This window comes from Pseudoalteromonas sp. S554 (assembly GCF_005930865.1).
In the GTDB taxonomy this organism is placed as follows: domain Bacteria; phylum Pseudomonadota; class Gammaproteobacteria; order Enterobacterales; family Alteromonadaceae; genus Pseudoalteromonas; species Pseudoalteromonas marina.
This window is the reverse complement of record NZ_PNDV01000001.1, coordinates 155,435-173,713: the sequence shown is the minus strand read 5'-3', so window position 1 is coordinate 173,713 and position 18,279 is coordinate 155,435. Positions and strand designations below refer to the sequence as shown.

General features: G+C 38.0%; 19 protein-coding genes. 7 read left to right on the top strand and 12 right to left on the bottom strand.

The features are described from left to right. Positions 1–20 precede the first annotated feature (20 nt). Together CWB65_RS00755 and CWB65_RS00750 are read right to left on the bottom strand one after the other, a co-directional pair. Entirely contained in the window at positions 21–1,385 is a 1,365-nt protein-coding gene (locus CWB65_RS00755) for a leucyl aminopeptidase family protein (protein ID WP_138739613.1), read from the bottom strand. A gap of 88 nt (positions 1,386–1,473) precedes the next feature. Then, positions 1,474–1,896, bottom strand: a complete 423-nt coding sequence (locus CWB65_RS00750) for a hypothetical protein (protein ID WP_033018928.1) — start codon at positions 1,894–1,896, stop codon at positions 1,474–1,476. Positions 1,897–1,998: 102 nt separating this feature from the next. Between CWB65_RS00750 and CWB65_RS00745 the strand changes: the two genes are divergently transcribed. The 3 genes from CWB65_RS00745 to CWB65_RS00735 all read left to right on the top strand — a co-directional run bounded on the left by CWB65_RS00745 (position 1,999) and on the right by CWB65_RS00735 (position 6,604). Next, a complete protein-coding gene (locus tag CWB65_RS00745; RefSeq protein ID WP_138739612.1) occupies positions 1,999–2,169 on the top strand; it encodes an oxidoreductase-like domain-containing protein in 171 nt (56 codons plus the stop codon). Positions 2,170–2,499: 330 nt separating this feature from the next. Next, positions 2,500–5,082: a TonB-dependent receptor plug domain-containing protein gene (locus tag CWB65_RS00740; protein ID WP_138739611.1), complete on the top strand. Its 2,583-nt coding sequence runs from the start codon at positions 2,500–2,502 to the stop codon at positions 5,080–5,082. Between the two features lie 85 nt (positions 5,083–5,167). Continuing rightward, the gene (locus tag CWB65_RS00735; protein ID WP_138739610.1) at positions 5,168–6,604 is read left to right on the top strand and encodes a tetratricopeptide repeat-containing sulfotransferase family protein; all 1,437 of its coding nucleotides are present in this window, start codon (positions 5,168–5,170) and stop codon (positions 6,602–6,604) included. Here the strand turns inward: CWB65_RS00735 and CWB65_RS00730 are convergent. Next, on the bottom strand, positions 6,576–7,490 hold the full coding sequence (locus tag CWB65_RS00730) for an alpha/beta fold hydrolase (RefSeq protein WP_010556770.1): 915 nt from the start codon (positions 7,488–7,490) through the stop codon (positions 6,576–6,578). The genes CWB65_RS00735 and CWB65_RS00730 overlap by 29 nt on opposite strands. Before the next feature lie 128 nt (positions 7,491–7,618). Between CWB65_RS00730 and rlmF the strand changes: the two genes are divergently transcribed. Next, a complete protein-coding gene (gene rlmF, locus CWB65_RS00725; protein ID WP_138739609.1) occupies positions 7,619–8,551 on the top strand; it encodes a 23S rRNA (adenine(1618)-N(6))-methyltransferase RlmF in 933 nt (310 codons plus the stop codon). Positions 8,552–8,569: 18 nt separating this feature from the next. Next, positions 8,570–9,574: a low-specificity L-threonine aldolase gene (ltaE, locus tag CWB65_RS00720; protein WP_138739608.1), complete on the top strand. Its 1,005-nt coding sequence runs from the start codon at positions 8,570–8,572 to the stop codon at positions 9,572–9,574. Here ltaE and CWB65_RS00715 read toward each other — a convergent pair. The 5 genes from CWB65_RS00715 to CWB65_RS00695 all read right to left on the bottom strand — a co-directional run bounded on the left by CWB65_RS00715 (position 9,557) and on the right by CWB65_RS00695 (position 13,499). After that, positions 9,557–10,141: a thymidine kinase gene (locus CWB65_RS00715; RefSeq protein WP_006791636.1), complete on the bottom strand. Its 585-nt coding sequence runs from the start codon at positions 10,139–10,141 to the stop codon at positions 9,557–9,559. The two genes, ltaE and CWB65_RS00715, sit on opposite strands and share 18 nt — an antisense overlap. Before the next feature lie 92 nt (positions 10,142–10,233). Next, a complete protein-coding gene (locus CWB65_RS00710; protein ID WP_249365004.1) occupies positions 10,234–10,926 on the bottom strand; it encodes a transporter substrate-binding domain-containing protein in 693 nt (230 codons plus the stop codon). 190 nt (positions 10,927–11,116) lie between these two features. Further along, a complete protein-coding gene (locus CWB65_RS00705) occupies positions 11,117–11,587 on the bottom strand; it encodes a methylated-DNA--[protein]-cysteine S-methyltransferase (RefSeq protein ID WP_039037591.1) in 471 nt (156 codons plus the stop codon). Continuing rightward, positions 11,584–12,939, bottom strand: a complete 1,356-nt coding sequence (locus CWB65_RS00700) for a DNA-3-methyladenine glycosylase 2 family protein (protein WP_138739606.1) — start codon at positions 12,937–12,939, stop codon at positions 11,584–11,586. Before CWB65_RS00700 ends, CWB65_RS00705 begins: the two co-directional genes overlap by 4 nt. A gap of 77 nt (positions 12,940–13,016) precedes the next feature. Further along, the gene (locus CWB65_RS00695; protein WP_008126160.1) at positions 13,017–13,499 is read right to left on the bottom strand and encodes a GNAT family N-acetyltransferase; all 483 of its coding nucleotides are present in this window, start codon (positions 13,497–13,499) and stop codon (positions 13,017–13,019) included. 450 nt (positions 13,500–13,949) lie between these two features. On the opposite strand from CWB65_RS00695, the gene bfr (CWB65_RS00690) reads away from it, so the two are divergent. Both bfr (CWB65_RS00690) and bfr (CWB65_RS00685) read left to right on the top strand, forming a co-directional pair. Continuing rightward, a complete protein-coding gene (gene bfr / locus CWB65_RS00690; RefSeq protein WP_006791631.1) occupies positions 13,950–14,420 on the top strand; it encodes a bacterioferritin in 471 nt (156 codons plus the stop codon). A gap of 14 nt (positions 14,421–14,434) precedes the next feature. Then, complete coding sequence (bfr, locus tag CWB65_RS00685) at positions 14,435–14,899, top strand: bacterioferritin (protein WP_006791630.1); 465 nt, start codon at positions 14,435–14,437, stop codon at positions 14,897–14,899. Positions 14,900–14,967: 68 nt separating this feature from the next. Here bfr (CWB65_RS00685) and CWB65_RS00680 read toward each other — a convergent pair whose 3' ends face one another. The 4 genes from CWB65_RS00680 to CWB65_RS00665 form a co-directional block, all read right to left on the bottom strand. Then, entirely contained in the window at positions 14,968–15,162 is a 195-nt protein-coding gene (locus CWB65_RS00680) for a (2Fe-2S)-binding protein (protein ID WP_006791629.1), read from the bottom strand. Between the two features lie 409 nt (positions 15,163–15,571). Beyond that, positions 15,572–16,096, bottom strand: coding sequence for a DUF6436 domain-containing protein (locus CWB65_RS00675; protein ID WP_138739734.1), 525 nt, complete (start codon positions 16,094–16,096; stop codon positions 15,572–15,574). Beyond that, a complete protein-coding gene (locus CWB65_RS00670) occupies positions 16,080–17,546 on the bottom strand; it encodes a methyl-accepting chemotaxis protein (RefSeq protein ID WP_138739605.1) in 1,467 nt (488 codons plus the stop codon). Before CWB65_RS00670 ends, CWB65_RS00675 begins: the two co-directional genes overlap by 17 nt. A 132-nt stretch (positions 17,547–17,678) precedes the next feature. After that, a complete protein-coding gene (locus tag CWB65_RS00665; protein WP_138739604.1) occupies positions 17,679–18,230 on the bottom strand; it encodes an isochorismatase family protein in 552 nt (183 codons plus the stop codon). Positions 18,231–18,279: the final 49 nt, after the last annotated feature.

Below are 18,279 nucleotides of genomic sequence, written 5' to 3'. Positions count from 1 at the left end.
CGCTAATGTTTTACGGGTAATTAATGATTAAAGCGGTTTTGCAAATAGTTAAACACGGCTCTAATGCCAAGTGCTTCACCGCCAGCAGGGCGACCTGGCAGCGCACGTAAATTCCATGCCATCACATCAAAATGCACCCAAGGCGTGGTTGGCTCTACAAATTCTTTTAAGTAAAGTGCGGCGGTAATTGCGCCACCAAATGGTGTACTTGCACTATTAGCCATATCTGCGACATCACTTTTCAAAAATCCACGATACTGCTCAAATAAAGGCAACTGCCAAACAGGGTCATTCACACTGATTCCTGCATCAATTATACCATTTGCTACATCACGCTCTGTAGAAAAGAAACCAGGTAACTCAGTACCTAACGCTACACGACATGCCCCTGTTAATGTTGCAAAATCAATAATAAGCTCCGGATTATCGTTTTGTGCTTCACTTAACGCGTCACACAAAACTAAACGTCCTTCAGCATCCGTGTTATCTATTTCAACCATAATACCTTTGCGCGTTTTTACAACATCGCCCGGGCGAAATGCATTTCGCGACACCGCATTTTCAACCGCCGGTACTAATACTCTCAAACGGACAGGCAATTTAGCAGCCATAATCAGCTGAGCTAATGCAATAACATGCGCAGCACCGCCCATGTCTTTTTTCATATTACGCATACCATTGCTTGGCTTTAAGTCGAGCCCGCCAGAGTCAAAACACACACCTTTACCAACAAGCGTTATTAGTGGCGCATCATCTGCTCCCCACTTTAAATCAAGCAAACGCGGTTTATTCTCGCTTGCACGACCTACCATATGAATAGTTGGGTAGTTTTGCTCTAACAATTCATCGCCTATCCATTGTGAAAAATCACCGCCATGAGTTGAAGCCAAATCTTCCATCACTTGCGATAAATGTTGCGGCATCATATCGACGGCAGGCGTGTTTACTAAATCACGCGCTAAAAAAATAGCTTCCGCTTGCTGTTTGATACGCGTGTAAAGCTGTTCATCGCCAATACACAACTCGGCTTTAACAGTCGGTTTTTCTTTGTATTCACTAAATTCGTAGCCACCAAGAACAAATCCTAATGCCACAAACTCTATAAACGTATCGTCACCTTGAATTTGATAACTACCCACTGGTAGCGTATTGGCCAAATTGCCAGCAGCCCAAAAGTCGTTTGGGCTTTGCATTAAACAAATTACTTGGGACAACTCCCCCGAATTGCTATCGGGAATTAACGCTAAACCTTGCTTTTCAAAGCCTGTATTGTTTAGCCAATTTTGAATAAATGTAGGCTGCTTTGCTTGCCAATCAGAGAGTTCGCTTTTAAGAATAAATGATAAAGGAATACCAGAAGATGTATTGCGAAGTAATGCACTCATTAAATAGCTCATAATTTGTAAAAATTGTTCTTACGAGCATATCAATAAGCACTATTAAAAGGTATCGCTAATTGTCGGGTTTTTAGTGTTATTTATTGTGTATATTTTTTTTAACTGATTCTTGATGCGATTGTTCTATTTCGTTATCAAGTTCTTTTATTGATTTATTAATGCTAAACGAGCTGGGCAATACATCCACCCCCACTAACCGCCCTAGCTTAACAACAAGTGGAATAGTAACGGGTGAAAAAGGAAGCACAGCAAATACGCCCAACCCAAGGCCTTTTAAAATATCGACAAACTGCTCATTCGCTCGTTTAAGCTCTGCACTATTTGTTTGCCCTTGTGTATAACGCTTATATATGGCCAACATTTCTTTGGTTTCTTGTTTTTCTTGTGCAAGTGCAATTTTAAGCGCCACCATAGCGCGACGAAAACGAAGCTGCTGACGCTTTTTACTAATTTTTACTACACGCCAAGGAGCACGGTGAATAACTTTATATAATCGCATTTCTATATTTTCACACATGCTGTTGGGTTAACAAAGAATAATTTACTTGATTATGACTATACTTTATCCTTTGCACCAAACTAGTGCCAAAAAGTATTAACTATGACTGATTTAACAACTCAAATTCCACAAAAACCTGAAAAACCAAAATCTGATGAATGTTGCGGCAGTGGCAATTGTTATTCATGTGTGTGGGATGAATATAGAGAAAAATTAGCAACATGGAAATTAACAAATTTGCAAACTAAAACAAAAAAACAGGATGCCATTTAAAAAGCCAACCTCGAAAACCCCTTCCCCACCTGCATTAATATTCCCAATTACATCTTAACCTGCACACAAATGGTTATAAGTAGCACTAAAATGCACCACCTTTGGATTTTTTACCTAATTAAAGTTTTGTTATTTAATAGTTAATTAATAATTGCTCTTGTTGTTTTTTATGTATAGTCTGTATTCAGGAGTTAACAGAAGGTGAGTATTTACGCTCTTTTGATTCGATACTTCAATCGCGTAAAACCACTCTGTTCGTTCCACAATTATGATTAAGGCGTGCTTTAAAGTACGCCTAAAACAAAATTATTCTAACTGGGGAAATTTAGAATGAAATTAAAAAATAATACGCTAAACCAAGCGATTAAATTTGCATTAGCCACAACCACCGCCGGATTATTCATCTCGGGCTCTGCAATAGCAGCAGATGAACAAAGCGAAGTTAAAGTTAATAAGAATGTAGAGAAAATTGCTGTAGTAGGTACGCGTTCAGCTCCACGTTCAATTGGTGATTCACCCGTTCCTATTGATATCATAGGTGGCGAAGAGCTAGAAAAGTCAGGTAACACTGACATGCTAGAACTTCTTAAAGGCTCAGTTCCTTCTTTCAACGTTCATCAAAACCCTATTAGTGATGCAGCATCACTAGTCCGCCCTGCTAACCTTCGTGGTTTACCATCAGACAGCACGTTAGTACTTTTAAACGGCAAACGTCGTCACCGTGCATCTGTAATCGCATTTCTAGGCGGTGGTATTAACGATGGTGCACAAGGCGCCGATATTTCAGTTATTCCTAGCATTGCAATTAAACAAGTAGAAGTACTTCGTGACGGTGCAGCCGCTCAGTACGGTTCTGATGCTATTGCAGGTGTAATGAACTTCCAATTAAAAGACGCTTCAGAAGGCGGTAAGTTTGAAGTTCGTAAAGGTCAATATTTTGAAGGCGACGGCGATACTACTCAAATTTCTGGTAACGTAGGTTTACCGTTTACAGACAGTGGTTTTGCAAACTTAAGCTTCCAATACAAAACAGCAGATGCAACGAGTCGTTCAGTTCAACGCCCAGATGCAGCAGGTTTTGCAGCAGCAGGCGTACCTGATGTTTCGTCTCTTGCTCAAGTTTGGGGTGCACCAGAAGTTGATGACGATATCTCACTTTTTGGTAATGTAGGCCTAGACTTAACAAACAACTCACAATTTTACATGTTTGGTAACTACTCTGAGCGCGATGTACGTGGTGGCTTTTACTACCGTAACCCGCATACTCGTTCAGGTGTATATTCAAACGATGATGGCGCAACACTCCTTGTTGCAGACTTAACTGACGACATGAGCGGTAACTGTCCTACCATTTCAATTACAGATGGTAATGTATTAGACGACCCGGCTTACGTAAACGGCGTAGCTAACAACCCAGATTGTTTTGCATTTAACGAAATGATCCCGGGTGGTTTTACACCAAACTTTGGTGGCAACATCACTGATACCTCTTTAACCATTGGTACAAAAGGTGAATTTACAGACGGCTTTATGAAAGACGTATTGTATGACCTGAGTGGTACTGTGGGTTTAAATGAATCACGTTACTTTATTTACAACACGGTGAATGCATCTTTAGGCCCAGACACACCGCGCGACTTTAGCCCTGGTAAATATGAGCAGTTAGAGAAAAACTTTAACTTAGACCTATCTAAAGGCTACGACTTTGGCCTAGCATATGATGTGAACGTAGCCGGTGGTTTAGAATGGCATGAAGAAACATTTACAATCATCTCAGGTGATGAAGCATCATACACTGCGGGCCCATTAACAGCGCAAGGTTTTGGCATTGGTTCAAACGGCTTCCCTGGATTCAAGCCGTCGCAAGCAGGTGAGTTTACACGCCGTAACTACGCAGCATTTGTCGACGTTGAAGCACCATTTACAGAAGACTTCTTAATGGGCTTAGCGCTTCGCTTTGAAGACTACGACTCGTTTGGTAGCACAACAAACTACAAATTAATGGCTCAGTATCATGTAACTGAAGATCTAAATATTCGTGGTTCAATTAGCACAGGTTTCCGTGCACCAACCGTTGGTCAAGCAAACGTAAGTAACGTTCAAACAAACTTAAGTGATGGTGTGTTAAGAGATTCTGCATTATTACCACCAACAAACCCTGTTGCTGTTCAACTTGGTGGTACGGAGCTACAACCTGAAGAATCGCAAAGTTATACATTTGGTGCAGTTTATACAATTGGCGATTTGTTCCTAACTGTTGATTACTACAACATTCAAGTTGAAGACCGTATCAGTCAATCTGAAAAAATTACGCTTAGCCAAGCTGATAAAGATACACTTTCAGCTGCGGGTGTACCTAATGTTGAAGGTCTTGCGCAAGTTAGTTTCTTCACTAATGACTTTGATACAACAACTCAAGGTGTTGATGTTGTAGCTAATTACACAGCAGATATTTTAGGTGGCAGCTCTACATTTAGCCTTGCTTACAACTGGAATGAAACTGAAGTAACTAAGTTCAGTGATATTACGGGTGAGTTTAAAGTTAAACGCCTAGAAGAAGACTTACCTAACCACCGTGCAACACTTACGTGGGCACAACAGTGGGAGTCAATCTCTGCGTTTACTCGTCTTAACTACTATGGCGAATATCAAGGTGTTCACGTTGATTACGATGCAACAGCTAAAACAGCAGATGCATCTGTAACGCTTGATGCAGAAATTACGTACTTTGTGAACGATTCAATCAGCTTCTCTGTAGGTGCACAAAACTTACTTGACCAAGATGCTGAAAAACTTGATTTCCAAGATGCAACGGATATCCCAAATAATAACTGGGGTGGTAAATACTACGAAACATCTCCTTACGGTATTAACGGTGGTTTCTACTACGCTAAGGCCACGTATACTTTCTAATTTTTAGAATGAAAGCATTAAGGCGAAATGTTAAGACATTTCGCCTTTTTTATTTTATAGTAAATAAAAAATAAAATGCCCCACTATGCTACTAGATAAAGCCAACAAACTACTCGAACAAAATAAGCTCAAAGAAGCTGAATTTCATTACAAAACGATACTTGCTACTGAACCCGAAAATGGCGAAGCCTTATTTGGTTTAGGTAAAATAGCACTGAGACTAGAAAAGTTTGATGCTGCAGTTTATTTACTACAAAAAGCCTGCGAACGTTTACCCCACATGTTAGAACCCCTTCACGCATTGGCAGACGCTTTTAATGGTGTTAATTCACCACAGGACGCACTTACCGTATTAGAATATGCAAAAAGCCTAGCAAGCCATAACCCTGAACCACATTATTACTTAGCCCAGCATTATTTAACACATGGTGATTTGGATAAAGCGCACACAACATTTGCACACGCATTGAGTATGGGCTTATACCCTGTCACAGCCTATATTTTGTTTGAATTAGTACAACTTGGCCGTTTTAATAAAGAACACAATTACATTAGTAATTTGCATCACTTAGTAACTCAAACTAACAACCTACGTCTTAAAATGGTGTGTTACTACGCATTAGGCAAAAGTTACGATAAACTAAACGATACAGATCAAGCTTTTAACTATTTTGAGCTAGCAAATACGCTACAATATAAATTGAGTACGTTTACAACCAAAGAGCTTGACCCTTTTTATGATCAGATCATTAAATACAGTACTCTAGATTTATTAGCTTCACGTGAAGAAGACTTTTCCGCAACAATCACGCCTGTATTTATAATTGGCATGCCAAGAAGCGGGTCAACTCTACTAGAGCAAATGCTTATAAGTCATAGCGAATGTTCAAGCCTAGGCGAAAACACGAGTATTAGTAATAATGTTGTTGCCTTTTTAGAGCAAAAAACCAAAACTCCGTATCCTCAGTGCTTAGCCAATTTAACGCCTAGCCTAATTAATCAAGCTCGTAATATTTATATTGATACACTAAAAACAGCGACACCGTTAAGGCCGATTATTATTAATAAGCTACCAAGCAATTATCAATCGCTCGGGCTGATTTATATTTTATTTCCAAACGCTAAGTTTATTAATTTATCACGTAACGTTAATGCCACAGCATTTTCTGTATTTAGTAATTATTTTGCTGAGAACGAGCCGTACTTTTGCTCTTTAACTGAATTTAAGCACTACCATGGCTTATATGAAAAACTAATGACACATTGGAATACTTTAAGATTACCTGTGTTTAATTTAGCCTATGAAGACTTAGTAAATAATCCTGAAGACCAATTAAATACTCTTTTTGAGTTTTTAGGGTGTAAATATGAGCAAAACTGCTTATCGTTTTACAATCAAAAAAGAGCCGTCACAACACTGAGCAAACAAGCTGTTCGCCAGCCAGTAAATACAAATGCCGTTAGTAAATGGGAACGATACCAAGTCCCCTTGCTCAAGCTAATGAACAAGGGTGACTCTTAAACCATTGAAGTAAATCGTTAAATTGCTCTTTACGGGCTATTGGATGAGTTAACATATTTATGTGGTCGTAATCTATACGGTGTCCATGGCGACGACCATAAATACGCATTTGTTGGATACCAGGGCCAGATTCATCAATAAACCTTTGAATATCAACTGGCTGCGCCAATGCTTTATCTTTAACCGCTGCAATATGTAGCGTAGGTGGCAAATGAAGTGAACGCAATGCTTTTGCATAATCAAAATTATCATCGGAATCAACCCAAGGCTTTTTTTTAGCCCACTGCATGCTTTGATAATGCGACTTTTGGGTTTCGTCGTCACTTCCCCACTTTAAGCGCTTTGCAGGTAAATACCCGTGCTTTTTAGCTAGTAATGGCGCCATAAAATACCAAATAAAATTAGCTTGAAGTAACTTTTTTGGATGATTGTTAAACAGTGAGCGTTTTGAACCAAAGTAAACACATGCTTTTACATCATCAATATAATGTGGAAAGCGTGCAAATACGCTATTCATTAAAACGCCACCCCACGAATGGGCCACCCAGTAATCTGGTTTAGAACCTTCGAGCTGCTCAATTTTATTAATAAACGCGGGAATATCTTCTAATATAGCTTCGGTTTGCCCATAGGCAGCAGATTTAGATATAACAGGCTTACTTTCTCCGCGCCCACGCAGATCAGCGACATAGCAACGATATCCGTGCTCAGCTAAAAATGGAGCAAGACCTTTATTACTATGTGTATAAAAAATTTTGCCATTTTCGACTGCACCATGCATAAAGAATACGATGGGACCATTTTGTTGTTCATCGAATATTTTGCGTAAATGCAGTGTTTGTTTATCTGCTAAATTTATAGTTATTGATTGTTGAGAAATGGCCACGCTTAATCCTTATTGTTACCCTCAACTCATCGTACCAGTATTTTTAAATATGCCAAAGTAATTGTCTGCACTTTAATTACGAGGATTTGTTACAATTAACTATTGATATAGATTGCTAAAATAAATTCATGACTAAAAATACACCACGTGCAAAACTACACCCACGCAATCAGCATAATAACGGTTACGATTTTAGCTTACTAACAGCTGCGCTGCCGGCTTTAAGCCCTTATATAGTTAACACGCCTGCAGGTACTAAAAGTATTGACTTTGCAAATAATAAAGCAGTAAAAACACTCAACCAAGCGCTACTCAAAGCGCACTATAATATTGAATTTTGGGATATTCCCGAGCACAACTTATGCCCACCAATACCAGGGCGAGTAGACTATATCCATCACTTGGCCGATCTATTAAGCGAAGATAATAAACAAACAATCCCTCAAGGTAAGCAGGTTAAAGTACTTGATATAGGTACTGGTGCAAATTTAGTTTATCCATTAACAGGGACGAGTGAATATAACTGGCACTTCACTGGCTCAGATATAGACCCTGTCTCGGTTAAAATAGCCAAACAAATTGCACAATTTAATGCCTTAAAAATAACGGTTAAGCTGCAAAAAAAACCGGCTAATATATTTAAAGGTGTTATAAACCAAAAAGATTTATATCACTTAACGCTTTGTAACCCGCCATTTCATGCAAGCGAACAAGAGGCAAAAAAAGGAAGTGAACGAAAATGGAAAAACTTAGGAAAAGCGCCCAGTAAAACGCTTAACTTTGGTGGTAACAACAACGAGCTTTGGTGCGAAGGTGGTGAAGTACAATTTATTACAACAATGATTGCAGAAAGTGAAGAATTTGCACAACAAGTGTTGTGGTTTACATCTTTAGTCTCAAAAAAAGACTCACTTAGTGCACTTGAAGCAAAACTAAAAACATACCCAATTGCGGAATATAAAATTATTGATATGGCTCAAGGGCAAAAAGTTAGCCGATTTCTTGCTTGGAGTTACTTTGATAAAGAGACGCGTGAACACATTTGTAATGAACTTGATTAAATAAGAAAAAGGAAAAATATGATAGATTTTCGTTCAGATACGGTCACCAAGCCAACAAAAGAAATGCGCGATATCATGTACAGTGCACCAGTCGGTGATGATGTTTATGGCGACGATGAAAGTGTAAATAACCTAGAAAACTTCGCTTCTACTCGTTTTAATTTTGAAGCCGCACTTTTTTGCAGCTCTGGAACACAAGCAAATTTACTTGGTTTAATGGCACATTGTGAACGTGGGGACGAATATATTTGTGGCCAAAATGCGCATAATTATAAATTTGAAGGTGGTGGTGCAGCAGTTCTAGGCTCTATACAGCCACAACCGATAGAAAACGAACAAAACGGTTCCATTAATTTCAATAAAATAGCCGCTGCAATTAAACCAGACGATAGCCACTTTGCAAAAACGCGATTACTAAGCCTAGAAAATACCATTGGCGGTAAAGTACTTAGCCTCGAGTACCTCGCCCAAGCACGGGACTTTGTTAATGAGCATAGTTTAGCTCTGCATTTAGATGGCGCACGTGCGTTTAATGCATCAGTTGAGTTAGAAGTTGATATTAAACAAATAACGAAACATTTTGACTCTGTGTCTATTTGCTTATCTAAAGGGTTAGGTGCACCGGTTGGATCTTTATTATTGGGGTCATCTTCGTTGGTAAATAAAGCTAGGCGATGGCGTAAAGTACTTGGTGGTGGTATGCGACAAGCCGGAATGCTCGCTGCTGCGGGGCAATATGCGCTTGAAAATAACATAAGTCGCTTAAAAGACGATCATGCTAATGCGCGCTACCTAGCTGAATGTTTAAGCTCACTTGAAGGCTTTAACGTAGATATGAGTAATACGACCAATATGGTGTATGCATCTTGTGATGAAGATTTTAATATTGTAGATATAGCTGCGAAGCTAAAACAGCAAGGTGTTCTAATAAGCCCAAGTAAACAACTCAGGCTAGTCACGCATTTAGGGATAACTCGAAAAGATATAGACACCTTTATTAACGCGTTATCGGCCCATATTTAAAGCGGCTTTGTAATGTTTGCGGCATACCGATACATAACGATCGTTGCCGCCAATTTCAACTTGATTACCATCGGCAATCGCATCACCATTTTCATCGGTACGTAATACGTGATTGGCTTTGCGCCCACAATGGCACACCGTTTTAAGCTCAATTAATTTATCAGCCCAAGCTAGTAGGTATTGAGAGCCAACAAACAACTCACCTCTAAAGTCGTTTCGTAAACCGTAGCAAAGCACAGGAATGCCTAACTCATCTACTACATCAGTTAACTGCATGACTTGCTCTTTGGATAAAAACTGACATTCATCGACTAATATACAATGGCGCTTTTTTTCATTGTTAAGCAATTGAATCAACTCATACACATCTTTACTTGCATCAAATACATGTGCATCTGCTTGCAAACCTATTCGAGACGAAACCTTGCCAACACCTTCTCTATCGTCAATAGCTGCAGTGAGGATAACTGGCTCCATACCTCGCTCTTTATAATTAAAAGCCGATTGTAATAAGGTGGTAGATTTTCCCGCATTCATTGCAGAATAGTAAAAGTATAATTGAGCCATGATGGTGCCAAGTTACAAAAAGTGCGCTTATGCTACCCTAATATGCACTGAATACCAATTTCAAACGCCAAATAAGCTTATGATTTAAAGTATTAGTTTTTAGGTTGTTTGGCAGAATTTAAATAATCAATGTAGATAGGAGCCGTATCAAATTCACTAACCCACTGCCACATTTTATGACTAAGCGTCGGATGATTTTCATAAAATTGATGCGAAAAAACTAAATAACCAAGCGTAAATTCGTATGGGGGAAATAGTGCTTTTACATCGGTGTCACTATAAGGGTAACTAGACGCTTTAATTTTATCAACTTGGCAAATATCTATGCTTGAGTCCACAACCCCTTTGTTAAGTAGTTCAAATGCATTTTCTTTAGACACCGTCTCGTGAACAAAAAGAGGTTCTTTTTTTAAAACAGCGCTCAAGCCATAACCGCTTGGCACAGCAATTGTAAATGTTTTGGTATTAAACTTATCACGTGATTGCCATTGCGATCGAAATTTATCACGACCTAACAAGCAGCTGCCAAACCTGCTAATAGCAAACTGAGCATTAGGTTTTGCATCTTCATCCATTGGGTAAACGGCTATTTGCTCTCTGCCTTCTCTGAAGCTAGCAATAACTGCATTTACTTTATTTGATTCAAGATCCTTCAAGCACCTTCGCCAAGGTTTTCTCACAAACTCAATATCAACGCCATCAACCGCATCATCTAATAGCCGGAGTACGTCTGCCGAAGCTCCGGGCCTTTGAATCGGAATCTCTTGCCCTGTACCTAAAAACATTGGCGCAATTTCCTTGTCTTCATAGCAAAAAAGCAACTTTTTAGCAGCGGCGTTTGCAACATTAATAGGTACGATGCATAAAAAGATATATATATTAAATAATGTATTAAATTGCATAGCTATTTTTTATTAGAGTATTTTTTATAGTGTAACCTTTATAATATATGATACAAACCTTAAGGCTACTAATTCACAAAACCCCTTCGTGTTTTAGGAGCCAGCGTTTTCTTTCGAGTCCACCAGCGTATCCAGTTAGCGTTGCATTTGCGCCAATAATTCTATGACAAGGCACGATAATGCTAATTGGGTTTTTACCGTTAGCTGCCCCCACCGCTCTTACCGCTTTTGGGTTATTTAATGCGTGAGCAATATCACCATACGTATTGGTTTTACCGTAAGGGACATCCAGAAGTGCGTTCCATACACTTTTTTGAAATTCAGTCCCTTTAGTATCCAATGGAACATTAAATGTTTTACGCTTTTTATTAAAATACTCTTTTAATTGCAGCGCACAGCTTAATATCGGCTCATTAGTTACTTTAGCAAGAGGCACATGTGGGTAGGTTTCAAGCGGATAAAAGCCAACGTAACTCACCCCTTTTTCAGTTGCTTGAATTATTATATTGTCTATGGGACTTGTTATGTATGTTTGAATAATCATGATAGTTGCTGCCAAAGTTGAAACGTTAAATAGGAACGAAATGGGGTGCACTTTTCACTGTTAAACGAACTTGCCGCAGCTTGTGCTTTTTTAATTCCTAAATCACCATCAAGTAATATATCGGGTTGGCTTTGCCCTCTTAATTTTGCATAGTTCACAGTCCATGGGCCTATTCCTTTTAAGTCAAGCCATAAATCTAAGTCACTATTGCCAGGGTTATTGGTGCAAAACAAAGCTAAATTATGTAGCGCATTTTTGCGCGCTTGTGGCATTTTAAAAAAATCAAAGCTGCTTTGTGCTACCTGTTCGGCACTCGGAAAATACACATGGTTTACGTCTTTTTCTCCGAGCTCATCAACTAGTTTAGTGACTAAGCTATGCGCTGCGGCTACGCTTACTTGTTGTCCTAGCACAGCCCTAATACCAGCCTCAAACTCTGACCAAATACCTGGCAACCTAAGTCCGTTACACAGTGTGAATGCATTGTTTATGTTTTTATTTAAATGAGTTTCTATTAAATTAATATCAGCATCTAAGTCTAGAACCCGCCGTATGTTATTTATAACTGTTTGCAAATATTGCGTGTCGTCTATCTCTACCTTTACTTTAAAGTGATGTTTACTTTCGATAAATTCGGCAGTGAAACATCCTTTATAAAGCGTATTTGAAAACGTACGCCCGTAGCTATTTTCCGAAATCCATTCAACAGGTTTAATTAAACGTTTTTCTATAAACGAGCGTAAAGCAAGCCAATTATAAGGAGGCCTAAAAGGAAGGGTTAAGGTAAGTGACGTACTTTGAATTTTGGTATTTTGACGCAGTGCTGATGGTGTCATATTTAATTGTTTGAAAAAAGCATCGTTAAATCGCCTTGTACTTTTAAAACCTGCCGCGTATGCAATGTCGGTTAGCGATAAATGCGTTTCTTGTATCAGCTTTTTTGCAAAATGACATTGCTTAAATAAACGATATTGCGTAAGCGACAAACCAAAATGTTGTTTAAACAAACGTCTTAAATATCGGCTACTCACTCCTAACCTTTCAGCTAACTTTTCGCAATCATGTTCATCGTATTGGTCAATGAGCTGCTTTGCCCTCAAAGCGGTTGTTTTGACCCCTTGCCAAGCCGCACTTCCCGGTGCACTGTCAGGCCTACAACGAATGCAAGGCCTAAAACCGTCTTGCGCTGCATTATGAGCAAACTCATAATAAATAACATTTTTTTCAAGCGCAGTAGGCGCTGGGCAAATAGGCCTGCAGTAAATACCCGTGCTTTTAACCGCAACATAAAAAAGACCATCAAATCGGTGATCGCGACTTTGACGTGCTTTTTGCCAGTAAGATGAAATCATAAATAGCTCTTTTAATAAGTGACCAGCACAAAGTTTAAATAAATTTTTAACCATTGCTAGCCACAATCGGAACTTAACTATTTAGCAAAATCTATTAACTCTTGACCCGTCAATCGATAAATAATCCATTCAGTTTGGGGCTTTGCACCTATACTGTCATAAAAATCTATAGCAGGCTTATTCCAATCCAAAACAACCCATTCAAAACGACCACAATTATTGCTCAACGCCTTATTAGCTAAATGCTTCATTATGGCTTTACCAGCACCTTTACCACGGCTATCTGGACTTACGTATAAATCTTCAAGATACAAACCGTTTTTACCTAGCCAAGTAGAATAATTGTAAAAATAAACTGCAAAGCCTATAGGTTCATCGCCATCTAAACATATAATACTGTGCGCTGTGGCGCCTTCGCTAAATAATGTATCTAAAATAGCTTGCTCATTTGTTTTGACCGCATCTGGCTCTTTTTCATATATCGCAAGCTCTGTAATAAAATTTAAGATAATTTTGGCATCGCTTGGCTTCGCATCGCGAATTATAATTGACTTGCTCATAGTAGTGACCCTAAGTGTGCTGCACTATTGTTAAATTAAAATATGTGTTCAGTAAGTATTTATGGTGCTGATAATGTATTACACACCTTGAAATTAATGTGTGTTTGAGTATGCCATACATTAATTAGCTTAATTGATTAATAAACAAAAAATATAATTGAATTAAAAACTATTAATGTGGTTTGCTATTTTTTGCACCTGAGTTCAGCGCTACAAAGTTAATTACGACACCCGTATTACCTAAGCTGTTTTAAATATATTCAAGCTACTCTTATTCAAGCAAAAATTGATTGTGTGCCCAAAACGCAGAGAGCCTATAAAGCAAGCAACAATGCAAACTTAAATAAGAATCAAAACCAATAGTAACACAATGATTTTTATAGAGAAAACTTGCAATTACTTGGTTTTACACTACACTAGCCATAATTAACAAAGCTATGGTGACATATCATGAAAGGTAATCAAAAAGTAATCGACGCATTTAATGCGCTACTCGCCAACGAGTTAGCTGCAATCGATCAGTATTTTATACACTCTCGCATGTATGATGATTGGGGTTTAAATAAACTTTATGAGCGCCTTAATCATGAAATGGAAGAAGAAAAAGACCATGCTGACTGGTTAATCAAACGTATTTTATTTTTAGAAGGTGTCCCAAACCTTACCAAGCGTCGTGATTTGCTTATTGGAAACGATGTTAAAAGCATGATGCAAAATGATTTAACACTCGAATTAGAAGTTGTTGCCTGCGTAAAAGATGTAATTGCCATCTGTGAAGAACAGCAAGACTACCAATCTCGTGCAATACTCCAAAAACTATTGTTCGATACAGAAGAAGATCATGTTTACTGGTTAGAACAACAACTTGGCCTAATTGAAAAAATTGGCTCAGAAAATTACCATCAATCTCAAATGGGTTAGCAGGAGCTAAAGTTATGAAAGGCGACTTAGAGGTAATTAAAGCGTTAAATAGCGTACTTGCTAATGAACTTGTCGGAATTAATCAATACTTTTTACATGCACGTATGTTTAAAGACTTTGGTTTTAGCCAGCTTGATAAAGCAGACTACAAAGTGTCAATTCAAAAAATGAAAAACGCCGATCGTTTAATTGAGCGCATTTTATTTTTAGAGGGTTTACCAAACCTACAAGACTTAGGCCGTTTACGTATTGGTGAAAACAGCGAAGAAATGATTGCTGCTAACATGAGCTTTGAGCTTGATACTATAGACGAACTTCGCGCTGCGGTTAAATTAGCTGAAAGTAAAAAAGACTACATTAGCCGAGAAGCACTCGACCATATTTTAAACGAACAAGAAGAGCAAATGGACTGGCTGGAAACACAGCAACAACTTATTGAGAATGTAGGTATAGAAAATTATCTTCAATCTCAACTTTAACAACACGTTATAAACATAAAAAAAGCAGCCACATGGCTGCTTTTTTTATGCAATGTTTTTTAAAATAATTAAGCTACTTGATCTGTTATGTCTGCAATTTGAATCAGCTTGCGATTCAAAATCTTCTTAGTACAACCACAGCATTTTCCGCATTGGCTGCCGACGTTAAGCTCTTTTGCCAACTCACGCATAGTTGTTGCACCATCATCAATTGTTTGTTCAATTTTTTTATCTGTGACACCGTGACATAGACAAATATACATGATTACAAACCACTCTAATTACTTTCGATATAGTTATATTAATCTAAATAGTAATAGTTATCAATAATTTTTAGAGCGTTATTTGAATTTTATTTTTAAACCCAATTATAACTTTAGGGTAACCTTTCATACAAAAATTGGTAACTCATTGTTCCCCTAATCTTTTGTCAATTTTATTTAGTATCGCCATTGATTCAAATTGATAGATTGCTCATTAAAATCTAATAATTAGTGAATATAGATTAGTTTATTTGAGAGTGACTAATAAAACTTTCACTCAAAAGTGTGCACTAATACAAATATAAATCACTTGCATAAAACTACTGACTACTCAGTTAGGCTCTTTTTGAAAAAATAGAGTGTGATTTAACACTCAACAAATTTACTTTAAGGAAGCGACCCCCTGAAGCTAGACCCTATTTTTGCAATAACAGCCTTTAGTATCTGCTACGAGTAATTTTGAGTTAAACCCAGCAACTAAGTTAGTCATAGCCGTTTCTACAAAACCACTGCCCTGTGAGCAAGCCAATCCTTCGGATAATGGCCCCGCATAAACAAACTCGCCATTCTTATCAATAATTACAGCGGCTGGCGTAGCTGGAATAACATGATGTAACTCAGCTGAGTAAGGATGCTCGATAATATTAAAGCCTTTTTCGTCAGCAAACCGTTTAAGTGCGGTAATGTGTGCTTTAGCCTGCTTTGCGCAACCACAGTTTTGCTCTATGACAAGAACTAAAGATGCCTCGTGTATTTGCGTATTCAACCCTAGCTGCTTTTTAAAACTTAAAAACCAACCATCCTGTAATAATACTCTGTCACTATCAAACGATTTTAGCTGACCAACCTGAAAATAAACTAAGCCTGATATAACGAATCCTAACCAGGCTAGTATTATAAATTTTAAAAGGTGACCGTTACTTAAATTTAGCAATTGATTGCTCAAGTACGTCAATACTCACGTCGATTAACTGAACTTTGTCGGTGAGCTGCTTAACGATATTGGAATCTTCGTACTGGTTTTGGCGCATTTGGTCTGTGCTGTTAGCAATTTGTTCTGTATTACCAGCTTGCTCTGAAACAACTTGTGCAACCGAGGTAGTACTACTGGATACCGCTTTTATCTGTTCACTCATTGCTGAAATGTTTTCTTTCATTGCAGTGCTTATTTCAGTTAAATCAACAACAAAGCTTACGCACTGAGTCATTGATTGAGTAGATGTTTTACTATTTGTAACCAAGTCTTTAAGAGTCAGGCCTATTTTGTCAGTAGTTGCTTTACTATGGTTTGCCAATGATCGTACTTCATCCGCTACAACTGCAAAGCCCCTTCCGTGCTCGCCAGCTCTGGCGGCTTCAATGGCTGCGTTAAGCGCAAGTAAATTTGTTTGCTCAGCAATCCCAGATATTTCGTTTAATAAGCTTGAGATGACATCGCCGGCAGCAACGAGTTGATTAATTTGCTCTTCTGTATGATTTAACAAATTCAGTAGCTCTCTGCTTTTACTGTCGGTCTGCAATACGTCGTCTAAAGCCCCTTTAGCAGATTGTGTGATGCTATCTACTTGTGTTTTCAACACTTCGCTTTCTTGCTCTACTAATTTGAAACCATGCGCAACTTGAGCCCCCGAATTAGCTATATCATCTGTTTGCTGAGTTCGCTGCTGTGCACCATTCGCTAGTTGATCATGAACTTGTATTAATTCACCCGAATTGGTTTTAAGAGAATACGATTGAGTTTTAACTTGTTTAATAACGTCCGACAAGTAATCGAGCAAGGTGTTAAAACCAACAACGGCTTCACTTTGCGTGTAATCGGCTCTAAGAGATAATTTAATGTGCTCAGAGTTTTCCATGATTTGCTCAGTTGCTGAGCTAAGTGATGTTCCAGCCCGGCGCTCTCTCTCTAAAGTAATTGCTATGTAACCTACAACAAGCACTTCAACTATTGCATAAGCTGCATGAATAATCACAGTGCTAAAAGCAAGCCTATCAGGGTCAAAAACATAAAAGCCCGTATTTTGGGTTTGTAAGTAGTAGAAAGAAAGGTGATGGACCGCGACAAACAATATAGCTGTAATAAAAACGCGCCACTGAACAAAAACAATTAAGATAGGCATTAATATAAAAATTTCAAAATGCACTTCAATTAAGCCAAATGCTTGCTGTATATGCAAAAAAGAAAACATCATAATTGCAGCAGCAACTATGTGGGGAGTAATAGGGTTATTTTCTTGAGTTTTAAGTAGCCATATTGGTAATAAACACAACGGTAAACCGACTATGAATGCTTGAGTTAACGTACCAAAATAAAGGCCTAATCCTATAGATTCGACGAATAAGATCACAAAAATAACTATTAATAAACGACTAACACTAGACATAAAGACCCTAACTTTTAATTTTGCTAATACATTTAACTTAGTACAAATACAGCCAAATAGTACCAATATTATCAATGAATAATTTAAAATTTAATAATAATAAACATTTAATTTACACTATATACAAGTAACCTATTTAATTATAGGTAATATTTTCTTAAACGTAGGCGTAGCTGCAGTTTTTGTCCATTGAAATATAATAATTTCTGCACATGAAATTACCGCTCCGCCATGCTTTAGCTGTTCTATTGCGATACTTTTATGCTCAGCATTACGAGAGCCTATTGCATCTGTTACTAAAACCACTTCAAATCCATTTTTTAATAAATCAATACACGTTTGTAAAACACACACGTGCGCCTCAGTGCCCACTACAACAATCGTTTTTTTGTTAAAACTAATTAACTTATCTAAGAAGCCAGCTTCTTCACAAGCACTGAAATACACCTTACTAAAATACGTAGCACGCGGTAAAACAGATTTAATTTTCTCGTCGGTTTCTCCTAATCCTTGCACGTACTGCTCTGAGATAAGTGTTGGTATGTCGTGCACACAAGATGCCTGCGCTAATTTTAGTGTATTTTTTAAAAGACTTTGAAAATCACTAATCATGGGGGAAAGTCGCTCTTGAATATCTATGATCAGTAAAAGACTATCTTTAGCCTGTATGTTTGTTAAGCCCATTTTAAGACCTCCCAAAAACCCTTAAATAGTGTTAAATATTAGTTCATTG